This window comes from Paenibacillus taichungensis (assembly GCF_003287275.1).
In the GTDB taxonomy this organism is placed as follows: Bacteria; Bacillota; Bacilli; order Paenibacillales; family Paenibacillaceae; genus Paenibacillus; species Paenibacillus taichungensis_A.
The window spans coordinates 17897-43141 of the sequence record NZ_QEVW01000014.1 but is presented as its reverse complement, the minus strand read 5'-3'; the positions used below and the strand labels follow the sequence as shown (position 1 = coordinate 43141).

18 protein-coding genes are annotated in these 25245 nt (G+C 45.3%); all 18 read left to right on the top strand.

What is annotated here, in order from left to right; translation table 11 throughout:
* Window positions 1–3: 3 nt before the first annotated feature.
* The 18 genes from DC345_RS20200 (at window position 4) to DC345_RS20120 (ending at window position 24796) form a co-directional block, all read left to right on the top strand.
* Window positions 4–1734 carry a hypothetical protein gene (locus DC345_RS20200; RefSeq protein WP_113054618.1) on the top strand — a complete coding sequence of 577 codons (1731 nt, stop codon included), beginning with the start codon at window positions 4–6 and terminating at the stop codon, window positions 1732–1734.
* Window positions 1721–1999 carry a hypothetical protein gene (locus tag DC345_RS20195; protein ID WP_113054617.1) on the top strand — a complete coding sequence of 93 codons (279 nt, stop codon included), beginning with the start codon at window positions 1721–1723 and terminating at the stop codon, window positions 1997–1999. Before DC345_RS20200 ends, DC345_RS20195 begins: the two co-directional genes overlap by 14 nt.
* 110 nt (window positions 2000–2109) lie before the next feature.
* Window positions 2110–2319 (top strand): hypothetical protein, encoded by a 210-nt coding sequence (locus DC345_RS31805; RefSeq protein WP_181586668.1) that lies wholly within the window; start codon window positions 2110–2112, stop codon window positions 2317–2319.
* Window positions 2250–2651 carry a sigma-70 family RNA polymerase sigma factor gene (locus DC345_RS20190; RefSeq protein WP_113054616.1) on the top strand — a complete coding sequence of 134 codons (402 nt, stop codon included), beginning with the start codon at window positions 2250–2252 and terminating at the stop codon, window positions 2649–2651. Before DC345_RS31805 ends, DC345_RS20190 begins: the two co-directional genes overlap by 70 nt.
* Window positions 2652–2668: 17 nt before the next feature.
* Entirely contained in the window at window positions 2669–4039 is a 1371-nt protein-coding gene (locus tag DC345_RS20185; RefSeq protein ID WP_113054615.1) for a hypothetical protein, read from the top strand.
* Between the two features lie 172 nt (window positions 4040–4211).
* Window positions 4212–6722 carry a WG repeat-containing protein gene (locus tag DC345_RS20180; RefSeq protein ID WP_181586666.1) on the top strand — a complete coding sequence of 837 codons (2511 nt, stop codon included), beginning with the start codon at window positions 4212–4214 and terminating at the stop codon, window positions 6720–6722.
* Window positions 6723–6787: 65 nt separating this feature from the next.
* Window positions 6788–7261, top strand: a complete 474-nt coding sequence (locus tag DC345_RS20175; protein WP_113054614.1) for a hypothetical protein — start codon at window positions 6788–6790, stop codon at window positions 7259–7261.
* A gap of 287 nt (window positions 7262–7548) precedes the next feature.
* The gene (locus DC345_RS20170) at window positions 7549–9348 is read left to right on the top strand and encodes an ABC transporter ATP-binding protein (RefSeq protein ID WP_113054613.1); all 1800 of its coding nucleotides are present in this window, start codon (window positions 7549–7551) and stop codon (window positions 9346–9348) included.
* Window positions 9345–11087 carry an ABC transporter ATP-binding protein gene (locus DC345_RS20165; protein ID WP_113054612.1) on the top strand — a complete coding sequence of 581 codons (1743 nt, stop codon included), beginning with the start codon at window positions 9345–9347 and terminating at the stop codon, window positions 11085–11087. The genes DC345_RS20170 and DC345_RS20165 overlap by 4 nt, the downstream gene beginning before the upstream one ends.
* Window positions 11088–11146: 59 nt before the next feature.
* Window positions 11147–12109, top strand: coding sequence for an ABC transporter substrate-binding protein (locus DC345_RS20160; RefSeq protein ID WP_258530732.1), 963 nt, complete (start codon window positions 11147–11149; stop codon window positions 12107–12109).
* Between the two features lie 194 nt (window positions 12110–12303).
* Window positions 12304–12702, top strand: coding sequence for an RDD family protein (locus DC345_RS20155; RefSeq protein WP_397333694.1), 399 nt, complete (start codon window positions 12304–12306; stop codon window positions 12700–12702).
* 327 nt (window positions 12703–13029) lie between these two features.
* On the top strand, window positions 13030–14655 hold the full coding sequence (locus tag DC345_RS20150) for an extracellular solute-binding protein (RefSeq protein ID WP_113054610.1): 1626 nt from the start codon (window positions 13030–13032) through the stop codon (window positions 14653–14655).
* Between the two features lie 55 nt (window positions 14656–14710).
* Window positions 14711–15634 (top strand): ABC transporter permease, encoded by a 924-nt coding sequence (locus DC345_RS20145; RefSeq protein WP_072732961.1) that lies wholly within the window; start codon window positions 14711–14713, stop codon window positions 15632–15634.
* 10 nt (window positions 15635–15644) lie between these two features.
* Complete coding sequence (locus DC345_RS20140) at window positions 15645–16526, top strand: carbohydrate ABC transporter permease (protein WP_063563855.1); 882 nt, start codon at window positions 15645–15647, stop codon at window positions 16524–16526.
* Between the two features lie 39 nt (window positions 16527–16565).
* Window positions 16566–17687, top strand: a complete 1122-nt coding sequence (locus DC345_RS20135) for a glycoside hydrolase family 88 protein (protein ID WP_113054609.1) — start codon at window positions 16566–16568, stop codon at window positions 17685–17687.
* A gap of 228 nt (window positions 17688–17915) precedes the next feature.
* The gene (locus DC345_RS20130) at window positions 17916–20261 is read left to right on the top strand and encodes a helix-turn-helix domain-containing protein (RefSeq protein ID WP_181586665.1); all 2346 of its coding nucleotides are present in this window, start codon (window positions 17916–17918) and stop codon (window positions 20259–20261) included.
* A 23-nt stretch (window positions 20262–20284) separates the two neighbouring features.
* Window positions 20285–21934: an extracellular solute-binding protein gene (locus tag DC345_RS20125; protein ID WP_181586664.1), complete on the top strand. Its 1650-nt coding sequence runs from the start codon at window positions 20285–20287 to the stop codon at window positions 21932–21934.
* Window positions 21935–22129: 195 nt separating this feature from the next.
* Window positions 22130–24796, top strand: coding sequence for a discoidin domain-containing protein (locus DC345_RS20120; protein ID WP_113054606.1), 2667 nt, complete (start codon window positions 22130–22132; stop codon window positions 24794–24796).
* Window positions 24797–25245 lie beyond the last annotated feature (449 nt).

The window sequence follows — 25245 nt, the reverse complement described above, 5'->3', positions numbered from 1 at the left end:
CACGTGAGTGGATTTGAACAGAAATATCGGATATTTTTGGAGTTGTGTACGGAGGATTATTTGATTCGATACGCTAACAAGGGATTGTACAAACGGTCTCTGAAAGAGTTGGATAATGGCGTGACTGTGCAATACACCTGGAATGATGCCTCTGTGAGTTGTCAGTTGAATGATGGTACACATTGTACACTTGAAAATACACTGGATCATTGGCAGTGCTCCTGTCCTTCAGACAACATTTGCAAACATATACTGATTTCAATTTTGTATTATCAACGGGAACATCAGACAGAGGATACATTAAATCAGGGTGAAGCAGCGTCATCAGCAGAGTTGGAGCCTGAGTCTGTTCTGGTAACGGAGTCCCGCTTCCGCTGGATGATTGAATCGGATCTTGCTCCTTTAATTAAATCGTTTAGTTCTTCCTTGATTGAGGAGGTTCTGTTCCGATTAAGATATCCCGAGCAGATTGAAGTATTGGAAGATTCTCTTCTAACGGTGCGACTGGTGAAACAAGAAATTGAGGTTTCGTATACAGAGGAAGCTAGTCTCGCTAAGGCACTGTGCAAAATAAAACAAACTGCCGGCAATATGGCCAAGCTTGAAGCATTATTGCGATATCGTATGCAACAAGGTTTGGATGATACGGAAGCCATAAGTGGAAGAGTCCATGATACCACGTTTTCACTTCAAACGGTACGGGAATGTCGTTCCATGCTGGCAGGTCTGTTAAAGACGGGACTTGCTCGTCTACCGCAATCGTATATGGCTCAATTGGAGACACTGGCCATTACGGCCCATAGTGGTCATCTTCCTGAAATTGAGCGGAGTTTACGCGGGATTCAAGGGGAACTGCTACTGTTTTTTAACCGACACGTGCGGTTCTCCATGCAATCGATGCTTGATCGGGTAAGCAAGTTGTATCTTGCATTACAGGTGCTTGAACAAGAGAAGGTATCTGCGTTCAAACAAAGTCAGCTCATAGGCAGTTTCCGAAGTAAATACTATACGGTTCCAGAGCTGCATCTGTATGGACTGGGTGCTGATGCATGGCAGACACGCTCTGGTTACCGTGGAATCACTTATTACTTTTATTGCTTTGATGATGCGGAGATCTATACGTACAGCGATGTGCGGGCGGTATACTATGAAGATAATCAATTCTCATATCCAGAGCATTATGGTTCCTTCACTCCGTGGCTGCCCAATCTGACTTTTCGTCAATTTGCCGGGGAAGAGGTGCAGTTTCGCTCGGTCAAAGTAAATGAAGAGCATAGACTCTCCTCCGGGGAAGGTGCAAGACTTACGGTGCTGCCCCGAACAGGAGTTGAAGAGGTGAATCTGGGCAAGTACATGCAAGATGTAGCTTCCGTACTTGCTGAGGATTCACGCCCATTTGAGTTATTTTCCGTTCCGCAAGAGCGACTGGCAATGATTAAGGTTGCCCGGGTTGTAGAGCATCGCTTCGATAAGCAATCGCAGGACCTTATTCTAACCATGGAGAGTGACCAAGGGGAGACGTTGGATCTGACTCTTCCTTATTCAACGGAATGGGAGACCATGATCAAAAGGTTGGAGTCAGGTTATGGACCAAGAACACTCGAACAATTTTATGCTTTTGTACGTATAGAGCAACAACGGATATACCCGATCAGCTTTCTGAAGGGTCCAACAGTGATCAGTCTGAAACTGGATACGGGTTATGGAAGGACGGGGAGAATTGGAAGACTATAGTCAGTTGATGCAGAAGATCAGCAGCTGGTCAGAAGAGCTGTTGCTTCGCGGGTTATCCCAATTCACACTGAAAGATATTGAAGTATTGGAACAGCTTATCGTGGAGACCTGGAGGTTCCAAATGACTTTCCTTCGTGAAATACTGGAACTCATGATCGAAGAGGGCCGAAAAACTGCTCTGGGGAGCGGTAATGAGGAGCATATGTTGATTCATTATTGCCGCCTCACACAGTATGTACATCTCAGCACTCAGGAATCATCCTGAACTGATTGACACATAAAGAATTGCAGAAGCGTGAGCCTCTGCAATTCTTTTTATTTCATTTAAGTAAAATGGATTTCTGGATCGAATCTAATATGGAAGGGAGGGTGAGCATGAAGGAAGAACAGATCAGGGAAGCAGTCGCTAGACGTGACCATGAAGCTATGGAATGGGTGATGAATCACTATGCTGGATTGTTGTGGAAAATTATTTATTCCATATTACATAATGCCTCAACAGAAGAAATCGAAGAATGCGTAGCAGACACCTTTTTTCATTTTGGCAAAATCCACTTTCTTTCCAACCCGAGCGCAGTAGTTTGAAGAATTATTTGGCAACTATTGCGAAGCACAAAGCAATTGATCGTTACCGGAAATGGAATCGGAGAAGTGAGATTTTATATGAGGAGAGCATTCATTTCGTCCATACTGAGGACACACTCTCTAAATTAATCAGTAAAGAAAGGCAATTTGAATTGGCGCAGGCTATTGAATCATTTCCTGAACCAGACCGAGAAATTCTGAAACGCCGATTTTACGAAGGTCAGAAACCATTGGAAATTTCAGAAGCATTGTCTTTGCACGTCAGACAGGTTAATAACAAAATTTATCGTTCAAAACAGTGGTTGCGTAAGTGGTGGTTGCAGAGAAAATAGAGGAGGTGATTCCCATATTGAATCCAGGAGATCATTTTACGGAACAGAATCTAACCAATATCAAAAAATTATTCCATGAGAAAGCGAGCCTTGAGGCAGATTCGCCATGTAATTCACAGAAGAAGAGCACAAAACCAAATAAAAGAAGCACCCGTAAGTTAATCTATGTCCCCATTGCAGCTATCCTTTCTTTAACTATTGTTACAGGTGCAGCAGCGGCCATGAGAGTAATTGATCTTTCATCTATTCTGCAATTTTTGAGTGGAGATCGAATCAACATTCTTCGTCCGGTAAATAAGACCAGTGAAGATCGGGGCATACGCATGCAGACTCTTGGTGCAGTTCGAGACGGTAGTACAACTGAAATTTACATAGCCCTCAAGGATCTAACAGAAGACCGAGTGAATGCTTCGCTTGATGTATATGATTTTCATGTATCAGGTGGCCGGTCACATAACGCAAAGTTAGTGCAGTACGATCCTGCTGAGAAGACTGCGATTATTCGATTTCTGGTTCAGGGAAAACGGTTCAGCAATCGAATGAGTGTCCGGATTAGTTCTTTTTTATCAGGTGCAAATAAAGAGGAGAACTATGATTCTGGGCTCAATCTCTCCGAACTCCTGAGTAAGAAGCAGCAGAACGAATATGAAACTCTTGATCCACTCAATGACAGTATAAGCGGGTGGGGAGGTGAATCCGCTCTGGAATTAAGTGAACAGGAATTCATTCACGTACTTCGTCAGGATCAAACCCATATTAAGTTGCCTGGGATCAATTGGATGTATATATCCAATATAGGTTTCGTCGATGGGAAATTGCATATTCAGATTAATCCAAATGACGAGATGGGTAGATACAATCATGGTTATTTTTTCTTCACTGATGTTCAAGGGAACAAGCAGGATATCCCCATGAATAGTATCTCCTATGGCTCTTATATCAATGGCAGTACTAGATACGGTGGGAATTATGAGGAGTATATTTTTGATATTTCGGATATCAGTCAACTCAGCAAGCTTCAGCTAAAAGGTAACTTTACCAGTTATGATCAGTTCGTTACGGGGAAATGGGAAACGACTTTTGATCTGAAACAGGATTCCTTAAGCAAAACTGGAAAAGCAACTCTTACGCTGGATGAGGAAATACGTACAGACATTGTAGTCTCCTCCCTGGGTGTGACGCTTATGGGCAAAGGGGTCAATCAAATAACGCCTGAGAATCTTCACATGGAACTCTATCTCAACGATGGCACAAGCATTCTTCCCAAATTCGGGTTCCTGAACATTGACGACAATTTGATGAAGTGGATATCACCTCAGACAATACCGGTAAATAAAGTGAATTATCTGATGTTGAACGGAAAGAAAGTGTTATTGCAAGATCCTTAAGGAGGCTTACAAATAATAAAGTGGGCAGTCTTCACGACTGCTCTTTTTATAAGATTTTTCTATTCGCTTCAACTTTCCAAAGTTAACGGTTATATTTGCTCAGATGTCATATCCCCGCTTATGATGCATACCCATACCATTAGGCGAATGCTGTCTTAAGGAGGAAACAGGCGTGTCCATGAGCGAACCTCTATTAACGCAAATTGTCAATCAACATATCCCGGCTGACGCAACTGTCGTCACCATTGATAAACCGGTCAAACATCCGGCTATTTATGCTTCAGATTTAACGGGAGACGGAATGCCGGAGATTGCTGCTGTATATCAGCAGGGCGGAGAATTAATGCTGCTTGTTCTGAAATTTTACCAAGGTCACTGGATCAAGATGTCTTTGACGAAAGGCTTGGGTTATGGCGTTACCTTGCTGACAGCGGCATCTGTAACATCCACAGCGAGGAACAATCTCATTGTCGGCTGGCAGATCGGTGCGATCTGGTCGAAGCTTGCTGTATACGATTGGACGGAATCAGGACTGACAGATCAGGCGCCAAAAGATTTGTATTACAGCCATGCGGAAATCATCGATATGCCGGGTCACCACGGCAGAGATGGTAAAGTAGAAATTGCACTCTGGATTCATGATACAGGTGAAGCTTATCGGGTCGAAATCATCCGCTGGCAGAATGGGAAATGGGTTCCCGCAACAGATGTATACCCGTATTACTTCCCCAAGGTCGTACAGTATTACGAACAATTGACTGAACAATTTCCAGACTACACGTTCTATTGGTACTATCTCGCAGATGCCCAGTACAAGGCCGGATTATTTCCTGCTGCACTCGTTTCGGTCCAAAAAGCGCTAAGCTTCAGTTCCCCGTACCCTTCACGGGAAGTTCTGCTTGAGCTGGAAAAGAAAATTAGGCAAGCCATGGGTACAGAGGGTCCGCGTGAAACGACGTGGTTATTTCCGATATCGGTCAGGACAACGACTGGAACCCGGTGGGGTTATATGGACGCCCAAGGTCGTATTCGACTGGAACCAATACTTGACGATGCCCAAGACTTCCAACGAAATGGCCTGGCTGTTGTGGTAAAAGACGGGAAGACTGGCATCATCAATCTTAACGGACAATTTGTCGTTCAACCTGTGTACGATTCCATTAATTCTTTTTCAGAAGGTCGGGCCATTGTCATTGATTCCCAAGGGTTCAAGATGATTGATGAACAAGGCGCAGTATTGACCAAACGGGCATATCCCTTTATTGCCGATGTGAAGGACGGTCGAGCGTTGTTTTACCTTTCAGACAGCAGTCAGGCAGGTGGGGAAGTCAGTCGCTACGGTTATTTGGACACCTCTGGAAATGAGGTCATTCGGGCGCAGTTCGCTTCAGCGAACGATTTTCAGGATGGCAAGGCCGTGGTGCAGATCAAGGAAAATGAATATGCGTTAATTAACCAAAATGGTCAGCGGCTGGCGACGTATCCATATGCCTATGTAGGACCTCTGGGTAACGGATTACTTCCTTTTCAGAAAGAGGCATCGGGGAAATACGGTTATATCGACGAAAGTGGTCATATCCGAATTCAGCCGAGCTTCACATCGGCATTTCCGTTCAGTGGTGGATACGCTATTGTGAATACTGCGGAGGATTACAACTACATCTATGGCGTTATTAATACACAGGGCACATTTACCATCCAACCCGCCTACAATGACATTCGAGACCTGGGAGAGCATCGGCTGGCCCTGGGGCAAGCAATGGATCCCAAACAGTCTTTTCTAGGTTCGGTCTATGCAATTGCAGATGTCAATGGTAGAAAACTTTCGGATTTTGTATATACGGATGTATCGAATTACAAGGGAGGCCTGGCTTCAGCCACGAATGGAACACAAACGTTCTTTCTGGATCTAAATGGTCGACCTGCATCAGGATACCCCCGTGTAGAAGGCTCGGGCACACTTGAATTGGTAGCTCCCGATCTGATCAAGGCGTATGTGGATCAACGCGTATCCTATGTAAACCGGGCCGGGCAGATCATTTGGCGGCAAAATACGATTGTTCCGCTTCACCCACCTTATCGTGTAAGGGAAGAGAAATATAAGCCAAACCCTGATTACCTCGTGTATTATCCGCAGGTGGAAGGGTTAACCGATCAAGCTGCTCAACTTGCACTAAATGCGAAGTTAAAGGCACTTTCCCAAGTGAAGCCCATCCCTGCGGATCAGAAGCTGGATTACACATATACAGGGGATTTTGATATTACCTTCTACCAGCAGCAATTGCTTCAACTCAAACTCACGGGTTATAACTACCCTGCTGGTGCAGCACACGGCATGCCAACGATGATCTATGCGATCATTAATCTGAGCAGTGGTCAGATGTATGAACTCAAGGATTTGTTTAAACCGAACAGTGATTATGTGAAGGTGCTTAGCAAAATCGTAGGAGATCAGATCAAGAATGATCCACAGTACTCTTATGTTTTTCCGGACACCTATGAGGGAATAAGCCCGGATCAGCCTTTTTTTGTCACAGCAGATGCACTGCATCTATACTTTAGCCCTTATGAAATTGCTCCTTATGTCGCGGGATTTCCGACATTTACAATTCCTTTTACCCAGATCAAGGATATCATTAATACAGAGGGTTCATTCTGGAAAGCTTTTCACGAGCTACCGTAACTAATCCATTTCACCCCGTAACCTAATGCCTACGAATGGTGTTTAGATAGGGGAGGGGATTTGGGTTGTTGCTGAATGCTGTTCAACGTTTTCTGATTTTGGGAATTGAGTTCGTTATCGTGATACTGAGTGCCTTAATCGCACTTGAATTTCTGGAAGGGTTCAAAATCGCAACGAGTGAGTATTATGGCTTACGAAATGCGGGTCACATCTTTTTTCTTCTGATTTTCATCACCTTTAGTCCATACGTATTCGCATTTTATACTGTAGTTGTAAGTCCAATTTCATGGCTTCTGCGTAAATATGTCCCCTTTATTATCGCCAGGGTACTTATATATAGTGTCAGTTGTGGGTTACTAGGCTCGTGGGTATTTGATCAGATGTTCAGTGACTACATGATCGAGTCGTATTCTCTGAACCGAGCGACTTCCATCTGGCTATTTGCTCTTGCGGGGCTGATTTACGCAGTAGTAGAAAATAGGGTTATACAACGGTATAAAATGCGAGCAGAGAACATGGAAATTTCAAATAAGATTTGAGGGTGGTAAGATCTCTCAAAGAGATCCATTTTCTGCCCCGGATTATTCCTCACGAAGTTCGAAATTATTCATTCGTCATCGACAAGAGGCCATATGTTCCATATGGTCTTTTTTTGTTTGCCTCAATTTTATTTGAAATAAAACAGAATGATGCCATTTATTATCCGTATAGAGGTATTTTTGCTCCGTTTTGAGGTAGTAGCCGATCGATATCCTGTGAGATATTAATTGGGCGTATATAACACTGCGTGATATTGAGAATGATTATTAATGTCAGGAGGAGCAGGATGAACACCACATCTGAAGTATCCGGTTTAATGGAAGTAACCAAGGAGCGGAAAGGTTTGCTAATTACAGCAAGTATCTTCTCGGTATTATCGAGTCTGCTGCAAATGGTTCCATTTATCGGAGTGTATAAAATTGTCGAAGAACTGTTGATCCATGCTCGGGAGCCATCTGCCCTGGACAGGGATTTGCTGATGTATTGGGGATTCGTCTCTTTTGGAGCGCTGATCGCCGGTCTTATCGCACTCTATATCGGAGGAATGTGCTCGCATATCGCTGCGTTCAACATCCTGTACCAGCTCAGAGTAAAGCTTGCCAACCATGTGGCAAAAGTGCCGATGGGGTATCACACTCGAACTGCGACAGGTGAGCTGAAAAAAATCATTGAAGTCAGCGTTGAGAAAATAGAGAAGTTTATCGCGCATCAGCTTCCCGATCTGGTGAGTGCGATCGTCATTCCACTGGTACTGCTTTGCTATTTGATCTGGCTTGACTATCGTATGGCACTGGTCTTGCTTGTTCCCATGATTATCGGGTTTTGGCTGCAAAGCAGCCTCTTCCGAAGTGAACGTGGGCGTCAGGCATATCGTGATTTTCAGCATGCGATTGAAGAGATGAACTCAACAGGGGTGGAATATGTAAGAGGAATGCCGGCGGTAAAAGTATTCGGTATTACAGCGGACTCGTTTCTCACCTTTAAACAGGCAGTAACGCGTTACCGCGATATTTCGTTGAGAATAACCGATTTATGCAAGACGTCGTATGGCATGTTTTTCATCATCATTATTTCGCTGGTTACTTTTATTGTTCCGATCGGCATTTTACTTTTCAGCGGAAACGCAGGCAATCAGTCTTTCGCGATCACCTTTATTCTGTTTCTGATCATTACACCAAGTTTGTCCGCGCCACTCTTGAAGCTGATGTATCTGGGCAGTGGCATGCGTGAGATTGTGGAAGGTCAGAATCGAATCAAGGCTGTATTTGCCGAGTCGGTTGTACAGGAACCTCTCACTCCGCAAGTGCCCGATACATATGAAGTGGCTTTTCGGCAGGTATCCTTTGCTTATGAACAAAAGGATAGCGAAGCGTTCAAACCTGTACTTCAAGAAGTTGATTTTGTAGCTAAAGCAGGACAAATGACCGCATTGGTTGGACCTTCAGGTGGCGGAAAATCTACCATTGCCAATCTGCTTCTGCGTTTCTGGGACGTGCAGCAAGGCGAAATTACGATTGGCGGGGTTCCCATTCAGAAAATGGGGACAGAGAAGCTGATGGAGACGGTTTCGTTTGTCTTCCAGGACGTACATCTGTTCTACGATACGATTGAGGAAAATATCCGCATGGGCAATACAGCTGCATCATGGGATGACGTCATTGCTGCGGCTCGAACAGCTTGTTGTCATGAGTTTATTGAGAAGCTTGATGAGGGATATGACACCAAAATTGGAGAAGGCGGTACGTACCTGTCTGGCGGTGAAGCACAACGGATTGCCATTGCGAGAGCTTTACTCAAGGATGCTCCCATTCTCGTATTGGATGAAGCGACAGCGTACGCCGATGCAGAGAATGAACATAAGATCCAGCAAGGTCTGGCCCAACTGGTTCAAGGTAAAACGGTCCTGATTATTGCTCATCGTCTAACAACGATTCGTTCAGCTGAACAGATCCTGGTCATTCGCCAGGGTACCATTGTTGAGCGAGGTACACATGATCAATTACGCGAGGCAAACGGTTTGTATGAGAAGATGTGGCAGGCCCATATTCATGCAGCTTCCTGGAAGCTTGGAGGTGCGAAGCAATGAGGAACTATTTATACAACATATCGGGTGGTAACCCCCGCAGTCTGCTTCCATCCATCATAGCCGCCATTCTGGACGGGATTGCCAAGATCGTTCCGGCTGCGCTGCTCGTTGATATTTTCAATACGATATACAAATCCTTCGCTGAACCGGATAAGGGACTGGACATCCAGCGCATGTGGATGGTGTGCTGCATTCTGTTTGCATGGCTGTTGGTGGAATATGCGGCTTACTCTTCTCTCTATGATAAAACCTATCGGGCAGCATACAGCCTCGCCGCAACGGGGCGTTTGAAGCTGGCTGAACATATTCGTCATCTATCATTGGGTTTCTTCGGCAAAAGGGACCCGGGGGATCTGACCAATCTGATTCTGAGTGATTATGGGCAGGTGGAGCATACGATCTCTCACAATCTGTCACAGCTCATCAGCGCCATTGTGCTGCCGGTGTTGGCTTTTGCTGGACTCCTGTTTATAGATTGGCGCATGGCAGTGGCGATGTTCGTCGCTGTTCCACTTGGTGTGGCCTTGTTATGGATGACAGACTCCATTCAGGCTCGCTTAAGCGAGAATCATGTGAGAGCCAAGAACGAAGCAGCCAGTCGACTGCAAGAGTATTTAACCGGAATTCGTGAGATCAAAGCCCACAATATGGGCGGAGAACGATTTGAACGGCTGCGTCGTTCTTTTGATGAGTTGAAGTCGGCATCCATTCGGTTGGAAGGCATTATGGGTCCGATGATAATGGGGGCGATGCTGCTTGCGCGTTCCGGGATGACGTGGATGATTTTGGCGGGGAGTTATTTGCTTGCTGGCGGGGAATTGACATTGCCGATATTTCTGTTGTTTTTGCTGGTCGGTACAAAAGTGTTTGAACCTCTGACCGTTGCGCTGATGAGTTATGGTGAAATGCGATACTCCGCATATAGTGCACGGCGCATTATGGAAGTGCAGCAGGAGGCGCCAATGACAGGAACAGACAGCGTACAACCTAATCAGGCGATTTCGTTTGACCGTGTAACCTTTGGTTATGATGATGAGCTGCCTGTGCTAAAGAATTTGTCATTTACCATCCCTCCGCATACGATTACTGCACTTGTAGGGCCTTCCGGCAGTGGCAAAAGTACGGTTACCCGTCTCATTGCGCGTTTCTGGGATGTGCAGTCAGGTACCATTACGATTGGCGGACAGCCCATTAGCGGCATGGACCCGGAAAAACTGTTGGAGGATATCTCTGTTGTCTTTCAGGACGTCTATCTGTTCCAGGATACAATCGGTAACAACATACGTGTAGGGAAGAAAGAGGCTACCCAGGCAGAGATTGAAGAAGCAGCACGCCGGGCTTGCTGTCATGAGTTTATCGCAAGTTTGCCTCAAGGATATGACACGTTAGTGGGAGAAGGCGGCTCGACGTTATCTGGTGGGGAAAAACAGCGTATATCGATTGCTCGTGCGTTATTGAAAAATGCATCCATCGTATTGCTGGACGAAGCTACGGCGTCACTCGACCCGGAAAATGAAGCCGCAGTACAGCAAGCGATTAATGAGCTGGTCGCGAACAAAACGGTAATCCTGATCGCCCATCGTTTGAAAACGATCCAAAATGCGGATCAGATCCTTGTTCTGGATCAGGGCCAGCTTGTGGAACAAGGAACGCATGAGCAATTATTGTTAGGCTCGGGCATCTATTCGCGTCTGTGGCAATTACAGCATGATGCCGAGGGATGGCAGGTAAAGGTATAGCGACTCACGCAGTCGTCCAAACCAGGTAGATGAATTGACTCAAAAGGAGAATAATTTAAATGCTAAAACGAATTTATATATGGATTGCTTTATGCTCCATGCTGATGCTTACGGCTTGTGGAACGGATCAGACAAGCAGTCAGGAGGTTAGTTCGTCAGAGGGAACAACCCAAGCGACAACGAAAGTCATCACCAATCCAAATGGAGAAGAAGTTACGATTCCCCTTAATCCGGAGCGGATTGTGGATCTGTCCGGCTCAACAGAAGAATTACTGATCGTTGGCAAAACGCCTGTCGCTACCACAAGCGCCGATTATGGGCAGCAGGATCAGATCACTCCACCCCTTAAAGACAAGTTGGATGCCAATACCGTGGTTCTGGGGTGGCTCGGCAGCAAATTCAGTATAGAAGCAGTGACTGCATCAAACCCGGATCTGATCATTCTGGGAAAGGATTTTAATACAGATCAGTATGAAACCTTATCCTTGATCGCTCCGACGATTGTATTACCATACTCGTATTATGATTGGAGAGAACGTCTGACGTTCCTGGCAGATACATTCGGAGAAGAAACCAAAAAGGATGAGTTCCTGGCTAAATATGATGCAAAATCAGCGGAGTGGAAGCAAAAACTCGAATCGGCTGTGAAAGGTGAATCTTTTGCGGTCATTGAAACCTATCCCAATAATCTGGTGATCTATTCGAATAAAGGTGCGGCCGAGATGTTGTACGGCGAGTGGGGACTTAAACGCACAGAAGGTATTCCTGAGCCCGAAGGCTGGGGAGGCAAACAGATCAGTATAGAGGCGCTGATCTCCGTCAATCCGGACCAGCTGGTGCTGATGGAGAATAGCGAGAACAAGATGGAAGACAGCAAGGTATGGAATAACATGAATGCCGTCAAGGATGGCAAGATCTATAAAATCTCCAGCGTAGATAACTACAATTATTCTTATACGGCTATGGGACGAATGGAGCTTATGGATCGTTTGGGTAACATGATATTGGAAGGACAGAATTAACGCAGAACAGAAATATAACGAAAGCTTTAAAAGTTAACGATTCGCCATGGAGGGGCTTCTCAACAAAAGTTGAGAAGCCTTTCTTGATTCCTTGAATAGGATGATTAAGAACATAATGGAATATTTTTCTGTTATACTACATGGATATGTGTCTACATACATTCAACTAAATCCATATGAAAGGAGGCATTCATTTGAGAGAAGCGGGATTTTGGATTAGATTTGGAGCAAACTTGTTGGATGGAATTATCGTTTCAATACCTTTAGCCATTATTGTAGGTGTACTGACAGGGAATTTTGATCGTGACGAGCCTTTAGCCAAACTACTGGGTGGATTATATTCCATTTTATTACCTGTATTATGGAGTGGGCGAACGATAGGAAAGCGTATATGCGGAATTCGAATTCGAAAATACGGTACACATGAGTCACCAGGAATAGGAACCATGCTGATGAGAGTTGTTGTTGCAGGACTGGTATATGGAATCACATTTGGCATTGGTTTCATTGCAAGTATTATCATGGTGGCTGTACGAGAAGACAAACGGGCAATCCATGATTTTATTGCGGGTACCGAAGTTGTATGGGACTAAACATGAGAAAGCGAGCCCTGGCGTAATATAATTGTGTTATTGTATTCCACTTATCACTCATATTCACCCACACTACAGACGATGAACAGTGTTCATCGTCTGTTTTTTTATGCTCTCATAAGTACAGTCACAAACCCGCGCCACCACTGCAAATTCAAGGCATTGCAGATGATTATATAGAGAATTTCGTCTATCGTTTTGGCTAAATGATCATTTGCCTCTGACGAAATCAACATGTCATTTCATCTTTTGCGAATAGCGCTACAATGCGCTCTCCCTTACTCTGAGGTAGAGCACAGACATTCCCAAAAGGTGGAGGATAAGGTCATGAGAAGAAAAGTGTTATCTACGAGTTTGATGATCCTGTTATTAGGTACAACGATCCTGGGGTGTTCGTCCGGAGACAGTAAGACGGGCGAAGCTGATAAAGGGACACCAAGCGGGTCAACGGAAGCAACCACCTATCCGATTCAAACGGATAAGACGCTTACGTACTGGGGTGAAATTAACGGAAACCTGATCGGGGTCAAAAATTCGCACAGCGAAATTCCATTCTTTCAAAAATGGCAGGAAAAAACCGGTGTGCCACTCAAATTCACGGCACCACCGACCGGTCAGGTCAGAGAATCCTTTAACGTGATGCTGGCATCCGGGGATTTGCCAGACATGCTGGAGTACAATTTCATCGGCGATTTCCCCGGTGGACCGGAGAAAGCCATCAATGATGGTTATATCCTCAAGCTGAACGATCTGATTGACCAGTATGCTCCGAATCTGAAGAAATACCTGCAGGACAATCCGGATATCGACAAGATGGTCAAAACGGATAGTGGCAGCTACTATGTATTCCCGTTCATTCGGGGAGATGAGTATCTTCGTGTCTTCCAGGGACCCATCATTCGTAAGGATTGGCTGGATGAGCTTGGACTGCCCGTTCCGGAAACGATTGATGAGTGGACAACAACCTTGCGAGCTTTTAAAGAGAAAAAAGGCGCATCTGCTCCGTTCTCTGTTGTAAGTAAGCCACGATTCTTTAACGATTCCGGTAATGGTGCTTTCCTGGGCGCCTTCGGTGTAAACCGCGGATTCTATCAGGAAGACGGAAAGATCAAATTTGGTCCTGCGGAAGAAGGTTTCAAAGAATACTTGACGTTATTCCAGGAATGGTACAAAGAAGGTTTGATTGATAAAAACATCTCAACAGCGGATACCAAATCCGTTGACGGTAACCTCGCTTCTGGTGCTACTGGCGCTAGTGTCGGTAACGCAGGCGGAGGTATCGGCAAATGGCAGCCGCTCGTAGAAGCAAATGATCCGGATGCCGTTCTGGTCGCCGCACCATATCCGGTACTTAAAAAAGGGGATATTCCTAAATTCGGCCAGCTTAATCAGGGTTATGCCTCGGAAGGCACGGTTGCCATCACGACGGCAGCCAAGGACCCGGAACTTGCCGTTCGCATGTTGGATTACGGCTACAGTGAGGAAGGACACATGTTCTTCAACTTCGGTGAAGAAGGTGTCAGCTATAACATGGAAGGCGATTATCCGAAATTCACGGATTTGCTGCTGAAGAATCCGGATAAACTCGCTCCTGCACAAGCAATTTCACTATATGCCCGCAGCAGCTATAACGGTCCATTCGTTCAAGACAAACGATATGCCGAGCAGTTCTTTGCATTACAGACTCAGCGCGATGCCATTGATGTATGGAAGAATACACAGGCCGCCAAATATAATCTGCCTTCGATCACACCTACACCTGAGGAAAGCTCCGAATACGCGACCATCATGAATGATATCAACACACTCGTCGATGAGATGACCATCAAAATCATTCTGGGCAACGAATCGGTGGATCAATTCGAGAGCTATGTCGCAAAAATGAAATCGTTGCATCTGGATCGAGCGATTGAAATCCAGACAGCAGCACTCGAACGCTACAACAACCGGTAATTGTAAAAGGGGAGGGCACAGCCCTCCCGATTGAAAAGAGGTGAAAAGGTACATCATGAGCAATCGTCAATCCTTTAGAAGCCGGTTCGTGCGGGACTTCATGATGAACAAGTATTTATACATCATGATGATTCCCGTTATTGGATATTATTTAATATTTCATTACGGTCCGATGTACGGTGCAATTATTGCCTTTAAAGATTATTCTCCGATGAAGGGTATTTTGGGGAGTGATTGGGTTGGGCTGAAGCACTTTGAAGAGTTTTTCAACAGTTATTATTTCCTGCGTGTGCTGAAGAACACCCTTCTTATCAGTTTGTACACGCTGGTCTTTGAATTCCCCGCACCAATTATTCTGGCGCTGCTCATCAATGAAGTACGCAAGCGCACGTTCAAGCGGGTCGTTCAGACGATAACGTATATGCCTTATTTCATCTCTCTCGTCGTCATATGCGGTATTATTACGGACTTCACGAACGCGGATGGCTTAATCAACCGCCTGATTATGATGCTTGGATATGACGGTCAGGCGATGCTGCAAAAGCCGGAGCTGTTCCGTCCAATCTATGTTCTGTCTGAAATATGGCAGCGGATCGGTTGGGAATCCATTATCTATATTGCTGCGTTGATGAGCATCGATCTGGAGCAGTATGAAGCGGCGAAGATCGACGGAGCGAGCCGTCTCAAACAAATGTTTCACATTACGCTACCCGGATTGCTGCCTATTATTACGATCATGTTCATTCTCCGGATGGGTAATATGCTGAATGTCGGATTCGAGAAAATCATTCTCCTCTACAATCCGGTGACCTATGAAACGGCAGACGTCATTTCCTCCTTCGTATATCGAAAGGGATTGCTGGAATTCGGATGGAGTTACAGCTCGGCAGTCGGTCTATTCAACTCGGTGATCAATCTCGTTCTTCTGATTTCGGCGAACTATATCAGCCGCAGAGTGAGTCAAAACAGCTTATGGTGAGGTGGTAACTTTGATTAAGGAAAGCGGTTGGTTTGACCGAATCTTTACGATTTTCAATTATACATTTCTAATCCTGCTTGTCATCGTCACATTGTATCCGCTGCTCTACGTGTTATTCGCGTCCTTAAGTGATTCGGCGCAGCTGTTAGCAAACAAGGGTCTCCTGTGGAAGCCGGTTGGGTTCAGTCTGGAAGCTTACAAGAGTGTACTTGCCAATCCAGGTATAGCCACAGGTTTCCGTAATACATTATTTATTCTTGTGTTCGGCGTTATCGTCAACCTGTTCATGACTGCGCTTGGTGCGTATGTGCTATCCCGTAAAAACGTGATGTGGAACAAGGTGTTCATGTTCTTTATCGTGTTCACAATGTTCTTTGGCGGTGGGTTAATTCCACTGTACCTGGTTGTAAAAGGCGTCGGCCTGTTAGATACATTGTGGTCGACCATTCTGCCTTTTGCCATCAGCACATTTAACCTGATCATCATGCGAACGTCATTTATGGGCATTCCGGACAGCCTGGAAGAGTCGGCCAAGATTGATGGAGCGAATCACTTCACGATTTTGTTCCGCATTATTATTCCGTTGTCCATGCCAGTCATTGCCGTGATGATTCTGTATTACGCGGTAGATAAGTGGAACGGATGGTTCTATGCGTCTGTATTTATCAAAAGCCGAGAACTGTTCCCACTGCAATTGGTGCTGCGTGAGATTCTAATTGCCAATTCCACGGAGAGCATGTCGGCAGGAGCATCGGCCGGGGATCGCTTCCAGATCGGGGAAACCATCAAGTATGCGACGATTATGGTAGCGACGATACCAATCCTGTGCATCTATCCGTTTTTGCAGCGCTTTTTCGTGAAAGGTGTCATGGTTGGTTCATTGAAAGGATAAATCAGAGAATGGAAGAACGGTAAGGAGGTATGGGATTACATGAGCGTATTAAATGAAGTGAACAAAGACGTGTGGGATCAGATTAAAAGTAAAGCCGATCAGATGCTTGCAGCCATAGGTGAAAAGTCTCCGCATGTTGCTGGAGCAAATGGCATCTATGACGACATGAGAATCGATTGGTGGACCTCGGGATTCTGGCCGGGCATATTATGGATTGTGTACGATATGACAGGTGATGAGAAATATAAAGAAGCGGCATGGAATTGGGATGAGCGACTATCGGAACGTTTTCTAGAAAACAACTACTTTGATCATGACGTGGGCTTTCATTTCCTGCCTACTGCCGTCATCAAATTCAAGCTCACCGGAGATGCCGATGCCGCAAGGCGTGCTTTATTTGCCGCCAACTTCCTGGCTGGCCGCTTCAATACCAAAGGCAGCTTCATCCGGGCTTGGAATGGAGACATGCTAGGCTGGTCGATCATCGACACCATGATGAATCTTTCCTTGCTCTTCTGGGCATCTGAGGAGAGCGGAGATCCTCGTTTCAGCCATATCGCCAAAGCTCATGCGGATATGGTCATGAAGCAATTTGTGAGGGAAGATGGTTCTGTGCATCACATCATTCGATTTGATCCCGAGACCGGTGAACGTGCAGAAGCGATAGGGGGACAGGGAGCGGCACCGGATTCGGCATGGAGTCGTGGAGCCGCGTGGGCTTTATATGGATTAACGAATACGTATCGTTATACAGAGGACCCGGCATATCTGGATGCTGCACAGCGTGTGGCGAACTTCTTCATTTCCAGCCTGCCCGAGGATAGTGTTCCGCATTGGGATTTCCGTGCTGAGCCGGAAGAGGGGGAGGAGATTCCACGAGACAGCTCCGCTGGTGCTATTGCTGCTTCCGGATTGCTTGAGCTTGCAGATGTACTTCCTGATCCGGAGGGCAGACTTTATGCTACCGTCGCCAAACGTATCCTGAGTTCCTTGCGGGATCATTATGGAACCTGGCATCTTCCTGAGCACGAAGGTATGCTTCTCGAGGGAACCGGTCATAAACCGGCAGGTCAGAACATAAACGTTTCACTTATTTACGGTGACTATTTCTACATCGAAGCGAGTGCCAAATTAAACGGTTGGAAGCATCGCATTTTCTGAAGTCTTCTGAAATCAACAAAAAACATTCTCAACTTGATACCGAATGCCCGATAGACGAAATTAGTCTATTGGGCTATTTGTGCTTGATTTGACGGGGAAAATCGGGGCTTGCTACCCTTTTTGTCAATCGAATTGAACTTTTTATCTATATCCCAATCACGCTCTTACCGTTATAATAAATTCCTGATCCAAACATAGATAATCTACGAAGAGTTGGGTGATGAGTTGTTGCTAAACATTCGATATTTGTGGCAAAAACGTGAAAGCATAATTGTGACCTGGCTTGTCTCTTACAGTGCTGTTTTGATTGTGCCGATTCTGATCAGTTTGGTTATATACATACAAGCCAATGAGACATTGAAGAGTGAAATACATCGGGCCAACGATTCTTTATTGAAGCAGATGCGATATACGATCGATACTCAAGTTGATCTGATGAAGCGGTTAAACATGGAGATGACATGGAGCCCAAATCTGCAAACGCTGATGTATTCCAATCAGCCGGCCAAAGAGGCGCCTTATACGGCATACCAACTGGTAAAGGAACTTCGTCTCTATAAAACATCCTACGCATCCATCGATGAATTCTACGTCGTGTGGAAAAAAGATCAATCCATCCTCCGTTCAGGTAATATTCGGGATATGCGAACGGCATTTCATACCATACATAACACAGGTGCCATGTCTTTCGAAGCGTGGCGGGATCAGATTCTGGGTACAGAGACGAATCAGTTCGTCATACTGCCACATCAGAATGCAGCTCCGGCGGAGTCTTCCATTGCGTACATTACACGCCTGCCTGATGATTTGAATGGTCAGGAGACCGGTACGGTTGTCGTCATGGCGGATACGCGAAGATTCCAGGAAGCGATTGAGAGCATTTCGGGTTTTAGTGACGCCACGCTGCTGATTCTGAACCAGAATAACGAGATTCTGATGAGCAATCGTCCCGGATCGGAGGAATTGAAGCCATTCATGAATGGTAATCAGGTTCTTTTGGATAACGCCAAGGTAGGCAAGTCGGAGATGTTCTACATGGACTCCGCGGTTTCCGATCTGAAATACGCATTGATTATTCCCAGCAGCCTGTATTGGGAAAAGGCAGTATATGTCCGCAATTTTACGTATATCAGTATCGTGGTGAGTCTCATTAGTGCGGGTGTACTGACCTGGTTCTTCATGCGCCGGAATTACTCCCCAATCCAACAGCTCGTGGAATCACTAAAAGACAAAAATTCGCAGAACGAACCTGCTGATCGGAACGAACTTCGGTTTATTCAGAAAGTCATCATGAACACACGGTCAGAAAAGAACGAGATTGCCCAGCAGCTGCAGAAACATCAGCAGGTGCTGCGCTCCAATATGATTAATCGACTTCTGAAAGGCAAACAGGATACGCTCGTGCCTTATGAAGATGCATTCCGGTCCTTTCATATGCCGCTGTATTCAAGTGAATTTGCTGTTATCCTATTTGTCATCGAAAATGAAGAAAATCTCTATGGAAAGCTGCCAGGTATTGATATCAATGAACGAAACAAATTGATCCATCTCATTATTTCCAATGTGGTTGAAGAACTGGCTTCAGAGCGTCAGCACGTCGGATATGTAGCAGAAGTTGATGATATGATGGTTTGCCTTGTAAATATGAAAGCGGATTCTTCGGATTGGAACCAGGATCTTCATCACATTGCGGCAGAAGCGCAGCGCTTCTTGGAACGCTATGATATGGAACTTACGATTTCCATCAGCGGACGCCATACGTCGTGGATTGGCATTGCCGAAGCATACCAGGAAGCAGTCGACGCAATGGAATACAAAATGGTTCTTGGTAAGAAAGGCATCATTACCTATGGGGATGTACGCAGCGATGCGATGGCGGATGACCCGTTTGGCTACTACTATCCGCTTCAGGTGGAACAGCAGCTCCTTAATTTCATCAAAGCGGGAGATACAGACCAAGCCAGCGCTTATATGAACGAGATTACAGAGCGAAATTTTGATAAACCGATTATGTCACTAACACTCGCACGTTGCCTGATTTTTAACCTGGTAGGTACAATGATAAAGGCTATCAATGATCTGGGGGACAGGGATAACCATACGCTAACCCAATACCCGAATCGGATTGAGGACATTATTGCCGGGGATACCATCCAGGAGATGCAGGAGGCTTTGCAGAATTTGCTTGAGGAGGTATGTTCCTACGCCGCTGACAAGCGCGCAACGAATGTATCACAAGAACGTGAGGATTCTCTGCGTCATCTCAGTACCCAAGTCACACAGTATATTGAGAGCAACTATACAGACGTGAATTTGAACGTCAACGCGATTGGTGAACATTTTGAGCTTAAGGGCAGTTACTTGTCCAAACTCTTCAAGAATCAGACTGGTGAGGGTCTGCTGGACTGCATTCATAAGTGCCGTATCCGACAGGCGAAAGAAATGATGGAGCATAAACAAGAATCCATTACCGAAATATCCCGATTGGTCGGGTATAATGATGCAGCAACTTTCATCCGGGTATTCAAGAAATATGAAGGCATTACGCCCGGTAAATATAAAGAAATCAGTTAATTGATTTGAAAGGAGACCGGAACATGAACGTAAAGAGGGAGTTGGCATTCATAACAAAGGTGACAGGATTCATCCTGCTGCTTGGCATGCTGACTGCTTGCGATCAGAACGGGACAGATTCGAATGCCAAGCTGGATGAACGTTCCGGCTCATCAGAGTACCAGACCGTCTCAATTACTTCACCCAATGACGATGGAAAATTAACCTACTGGGCAGAATTGAATGGCAATGCAGCAAGCATTAAGTCCAGCTTCAATGAAGTTCCTTTTTTTCAGGAGTGGCAGCGGAGAACCGGAGTCAACCTTCAATTCATCCGGCCTCCCGCCAATCAGGCCAAAGAAGCGATTAATGTACTGCTTACGTCTGGAGAACTGCCGGATATGATTGAATACGAGTGGAGCAATTATCCCGGTGGGCCGGAGAAAGCGATCAAAGACGGTTATATTCTGCGATTAAACGATGTTATTGATCAATACGCACCTCATCTAAAACAGTACCTGTCTGAGCATCCAGACATTGATATGCAGATTCGCACAGCGAACGGAAGTTATTACGCGTTTCCTTTTATTCAGGGAGATGATAAGCTTCGAACCTATCAAGGTCCGATTATCCGAAAGGATTGGCTGGATGAGCTTGGACTTGATGTGCCAACCACGATTGCCGAATGGCATACGATGCTTCAAGCATTTAAGGACAAAAAGGGAGCTGACGCCCCGCTTACTTTTCTAGGTGTTCCGAATCCGTTGTTTGGTATCGAAGGTGGCGGTTTTATTGGCGCTTTTGGCATTAAAAAGGGGTTCTACGTGGAAGATGGCCAAATTAAGTTTGGGGCACAAGAACCTGAATATAAGGCTTTCCTATCCTTATTTCGTGAATGGTATGCAGAGGGACTCATTGACAAGAATCTGGCTGCTGTCGATTCGGAGACTCAGGATACAAACATGACCACGGGACGCAGCGGCGCGAGTATCTGGAATGCAGGGGCGGGGATTGGTACATGGCTACCCATCTTGCAGGAGACGGATTCCCAGGCAAAGCTTGTGCCAGCGCCATATCCTGTCATGAACAAAGGAGATCGCCCGAAATTTGGTCAACTTGCTCCCGCTATCGGTTCCAGTGGAGTCGCCATATCCAGCAACAGTCATCATGTAGAAGAAGCAGCACGGATGCTGGACTACGGGTATGGGCCTGAGGGACATTTGCTGTTCAACTTTGGCATAGAAGGTGTTAGTTTTGAGATGAAGGACGGGTATCCGACGTATACCGAGACTATTTTGAAAAACCCTGATAAGTGGTCGCCGGCACAAGCGCTTGCGATGTACACCAGAGCGAGTTATTTCGGTCCATTTGTGCAGGATACGCGATATATGGAACAATATTATATTTTGCCGGAACAGAAAGAGGCGGTGCAGCTATGGTCCAGTACAGATGCTGTTCTCCATCAGGTACCGACCCTGCCCAAAACCGAGAAAGAAAGCACGGAGATGTCAGTCATCATGCAGGAAGTGAACAAGGTGGTGGACGAGATGTCGCTTAAAATCATTTTTGGTATTGAGCCGGTGGATGCTTTTGATACGTATGTCGAGCAAATCAAGTCATTACAGATTGATCGTGCGATTGAGATTCAGCAACAGGCGTTAGAGCGATATAATCGCGCTGTATCCTCTAAATAAATCCTTATATTGTATAAAATAGGCATTTAAGTGTCGTTTTTGTTAATGTAATTTCGTTCCCTCGTGCTCTACAATCGGTTATGACATGCTGAGTTGGCATGCACATGACTCTTGCTTGAGCAGGATCGGAGGTGACTATAGGGTTTCTTGAAACCGCTCACATACTCTGGAATCCAAAAGGAGGAGAACGAAAGTATGCGTAGAAAGTGGCCTTTTTTAGTGTTGGCATTTACGTTGACCGTTGGATTGTCTGTACCTGGAACCCAGGAGGTTCGAGCGTCAGAGGGTGACTCACAGCCATCTATTGATCGTGTCGGTGAGAATCTGTCTCTGGGTACGGATGGCAGAAGCAGACTCTATCCAAACGATTGGTATCCAGGATTTAAAGATGAACAGGGAAGGTTTCTGCATGACTTTTCGTATGCCGGTTATCAGCGCGGGGAAACAGAACTACCTAAAACGCCTAAAAACAAACGTATCGATGTTACCAAATCACCGTACTTTGCTGATCCTTCAGGGAGTCGTGATGCAACGCAGGCTATTCAAAAGGCAATTGATGCTGCTGTTGCGTTAGATGGGGGTGTCGTGTATCTTCCCAAGGGTACATATCAGGTTAACCCTCAGGACGGCAAAGATTATTCACTAAACATTCCTGCAAGTCGTGTGGTCCTGAAAGGTGACGGGATGAACAAGACTCATATCTATAATGCACAGCAAAATATGAAAAACAAGGATATTATCCGGATCGGTAACGGAGATTGGAAGAAAACCGGAATTTCCACGAAACTTCGCAAGTCGGTTACTGATCCAACCGTCCTGCTACCCGTTGAGGATACGAGCGGGTTTGCAGTGAATGATTACGTGGTCATTTCATTCGAAACGACACCAGGTTTCTTACGTGAACTCGGCATGCAAAACAAGTGGTCGTCACGTCTCGGGAAAGTAGAACCGTTATTCTATCGCCAAATCGTGGGCGTAGATTCAGAGAACAAAACGATTACGTTAGACATTCCGACGCGTTATCCAATGAAGTTGCGCGATGATATTACGATTAGTCAGACCGCAGATCCGATTGTCGAAGTAGGTTTGGAGGATTTCTCGATCGCAAACATTCAAAATGCGAAATCGGGGCTTGGTGAAGATGACTTCAAAGTCGTTGGGACTGCTGGGTATGAAGCCGATAATGCCAAAGCGGTCAATGTGATTGCAGTGGCCAACAGCTGGATTCGAAATATTAACACCTATAAACCAGCCGGTAATTCAGATTATCATCTGTTGTCCAAGGGTATTATTCTGGACCGTACGAAGAACATCACTGTGGATCATGTAATCATGCAGTACCCGCAGTATCGTGGAGCGAATGGGAATGGTTATTTATATCAATTTATAGGCAATGATAATCTCATTAAGAATAGTAAGGCAATAGGAGCTAGACATAGCTTCACATATGCCAACTTCTCTGCGAACGGGAATGTCCTGCAAAGTTCGTATTCTGAGAAGCCTTCATTATTGACTGATTTTCATATGTATTTAAGCATGGCGAACCTGATCGACAACCTGGTCGTTAACGGGGACGGGATCTCTGCCATTACACGGGATTATGGATCATCCGAAACGAATCGTCATGGGGTGGTAACCACTGAAAGTGTGTTCTGGAATACGACCGGACAGGCGGCACACCCTAGTAAATCCGGCGTTATTGTAGAATCAGAACAATTCGGGAATGGATATGTCATTGGAACAAAAGGAAAGGACACCGGCGTGAACGTCAACATTGTGGGTTCCATACCCGATGCGAATACGCAGCCATTTGATATGGCAGAAGGCATTGGGGAGGGCGATCGTTTATCCCCACAAAGTTTATATCAGGATCAGAGCAAGAAGCGAATCAAAGATATTCATCTGGGGCTTCAATCCCTTTTGGTGAACGGCGAAGCTATCGGGGGTATGCAGTTTTTAAGAACCGATTACGTTCACACTTTGCCTTATGGCACAACCGAAACGCCGATCATCTCTGCAAAAGCTTATGCCAAGGATGCAAAGGTAAAAATTAAGCAACCGCAACAGACTAATGGAACTGGAGAGATCACTGTATCCTATCGGGGCCACAAACAGAACGTGCGAGTTAAGTTTAAGGTAGCTGAAACACCCGTACTTCCAGAGAATATCTCCATAAGTCCCAATAAAACAGTACCCGGCTGGAGAGTTGCAGGTAATGCGATCAGCGCAGGCGGAAGCGGAGAATTATCCTCTTTTCTAACATTAGATAATGGCGAGATCGTAAATATTGCAGAATTGAATGTTCCTGTGACGTACACATCAAGTGATGATACGATCGGATATACAGAAGGAACTACATTCCATGCAGTAAAAGCGGGAAAGGTCGACATCGTCGTGAGTTGCGTCTTTAATGGAGTAACAGTCGAGGCACGTGAGAAATTTGAGGTCAAAGAGCCTATGGCTGAACCGGAAGGACCTTTCGCTGTCATAAGCAAGGTTACGGCAAGTGCAGATGATGGCAATCTGCCGATCCATGCAATCGATCGTGATCCAGACTCCAGATGGTCTGCAGATGGAAAGGGACAATACCTGCAGTTGGAGCTTGAGCAACAGACTCAAGTAGGGCAGGTAAGCATTCAATTCTATAATGGACATACACGATCCAATTATTTTGATTTGGAGATATCAACTGATGGTATTAATTACCAAAAAGTGTTAAGTAACGTGGCCAGTCAAAAACAGGCGGCTTATGAGACATTTGAATTTGAACCGGCTCAGGCCAAATTCATTCGTTATGTCGGCCAAGGCAACGAATCGAATACCTGGAACAGTATTATTGAATTTTGGGTGCACGAGAATTAAAAATGACGTAGTAGGATAAAATCAGAAGAAATTCAGAATCAAATATAATATGCGTTCATTATAAAGCTGTAATGGGCGCATATTATATTTAAGATAACTGATTTGTGTGATACGACAATTATAATATGCGAGATCACATATTTATCCATACGAAATTAAAAATATATCGGGGGTTATAAAAAGAAAAAGCCACATTTATCCATGATGTATGGAGTGAGTTTTGAATCATCAGTTAACTGAAGAATGTGTTCGTAATAACTGTTTCACAAAACTCGTATTTTGTACATATGTAATATTGCGTTTATATAGTGCCTCTTGTATGTACATTGACACAAAAAAACCTTATTCAACACCTTCCGTTCTAAATAAATCATGATCAATAAAATAACCCATGCAATCCTATTCCCAGGACTGCATGGGCTTACTCGCGGAAGAGCAAAGCATGCTTA

Bases quoted from the DNA above. Each gene is read 5' to 3' on its own strand.
- DC345_RS31805 (WP_181586668.1), top strand. From the start codon at position 2,110: ATGAAGGAAGAACAGATCAGGGAAGCAGTCGCTAGACGTGACCATGAA.
- DC345_RS20190 (WP_113054616.1), top strand. From the start codon at position 2,250: ATGCGTAGCAGACACCTTTTTTCATTTTGGCAAAATCCACTTTCTTTC.
- DC345_RS20170 (WP_113054613.1), top strand. From the start codon at position 7,549: ATGAACACCACATCTGAAGTATCCGGTTTAATGGAAGTAACCAAGGAG.
- DC345_RS20165 (WP_113054612.1), top strand. From the start codon at position 9,345: ATGAGGAACTATTTATACAACATATCGGGTGGTAACCCCCGCAGTCTG.
- DC345_RS20160 (WP_258530732.1), top strand. From the start codon at position 11,147: ATGCTAAAACGAATTTATATATGGATTGCTTTATGCTCCATGCTGATG.
- DC345_RS20150 (WP_113054610.1), top strand. From the start codon at position 13,030: ATGAGAAGAAAAGTGTTATCTACGAGTTTGATGATCCTGTTATTAGGT.
- DC345_RS20145 (WP_072732961.1), top strand. From the start codon at position 14,711: ATGAGCAATCGTCAATCCTTTAGAAGCCGGTTCGTGCGGGACTTCATG.
- DC345_RS20135 (WP_113054609.1), top strand. From the start codon at position 16,566: ATGAGCGTATTAAATGAAGTGAACAAAGACGTGTGGGATCAGATTAAA.
- DC345_RS20125 (WP_181586664.1), top strand. From the start codon at position 20,285: ATGAACGTAAAGAGGGAGTTGGCATTCATAACAAAGGTGACAGGATTC.
- DC345_RS20120 (WP_113054606.1), top strand. From the start codon at position 22,130: ATGCGTAGAAAGTGGCCTTTTTTAGTGTTGGCATTTACGTTGACCGTT.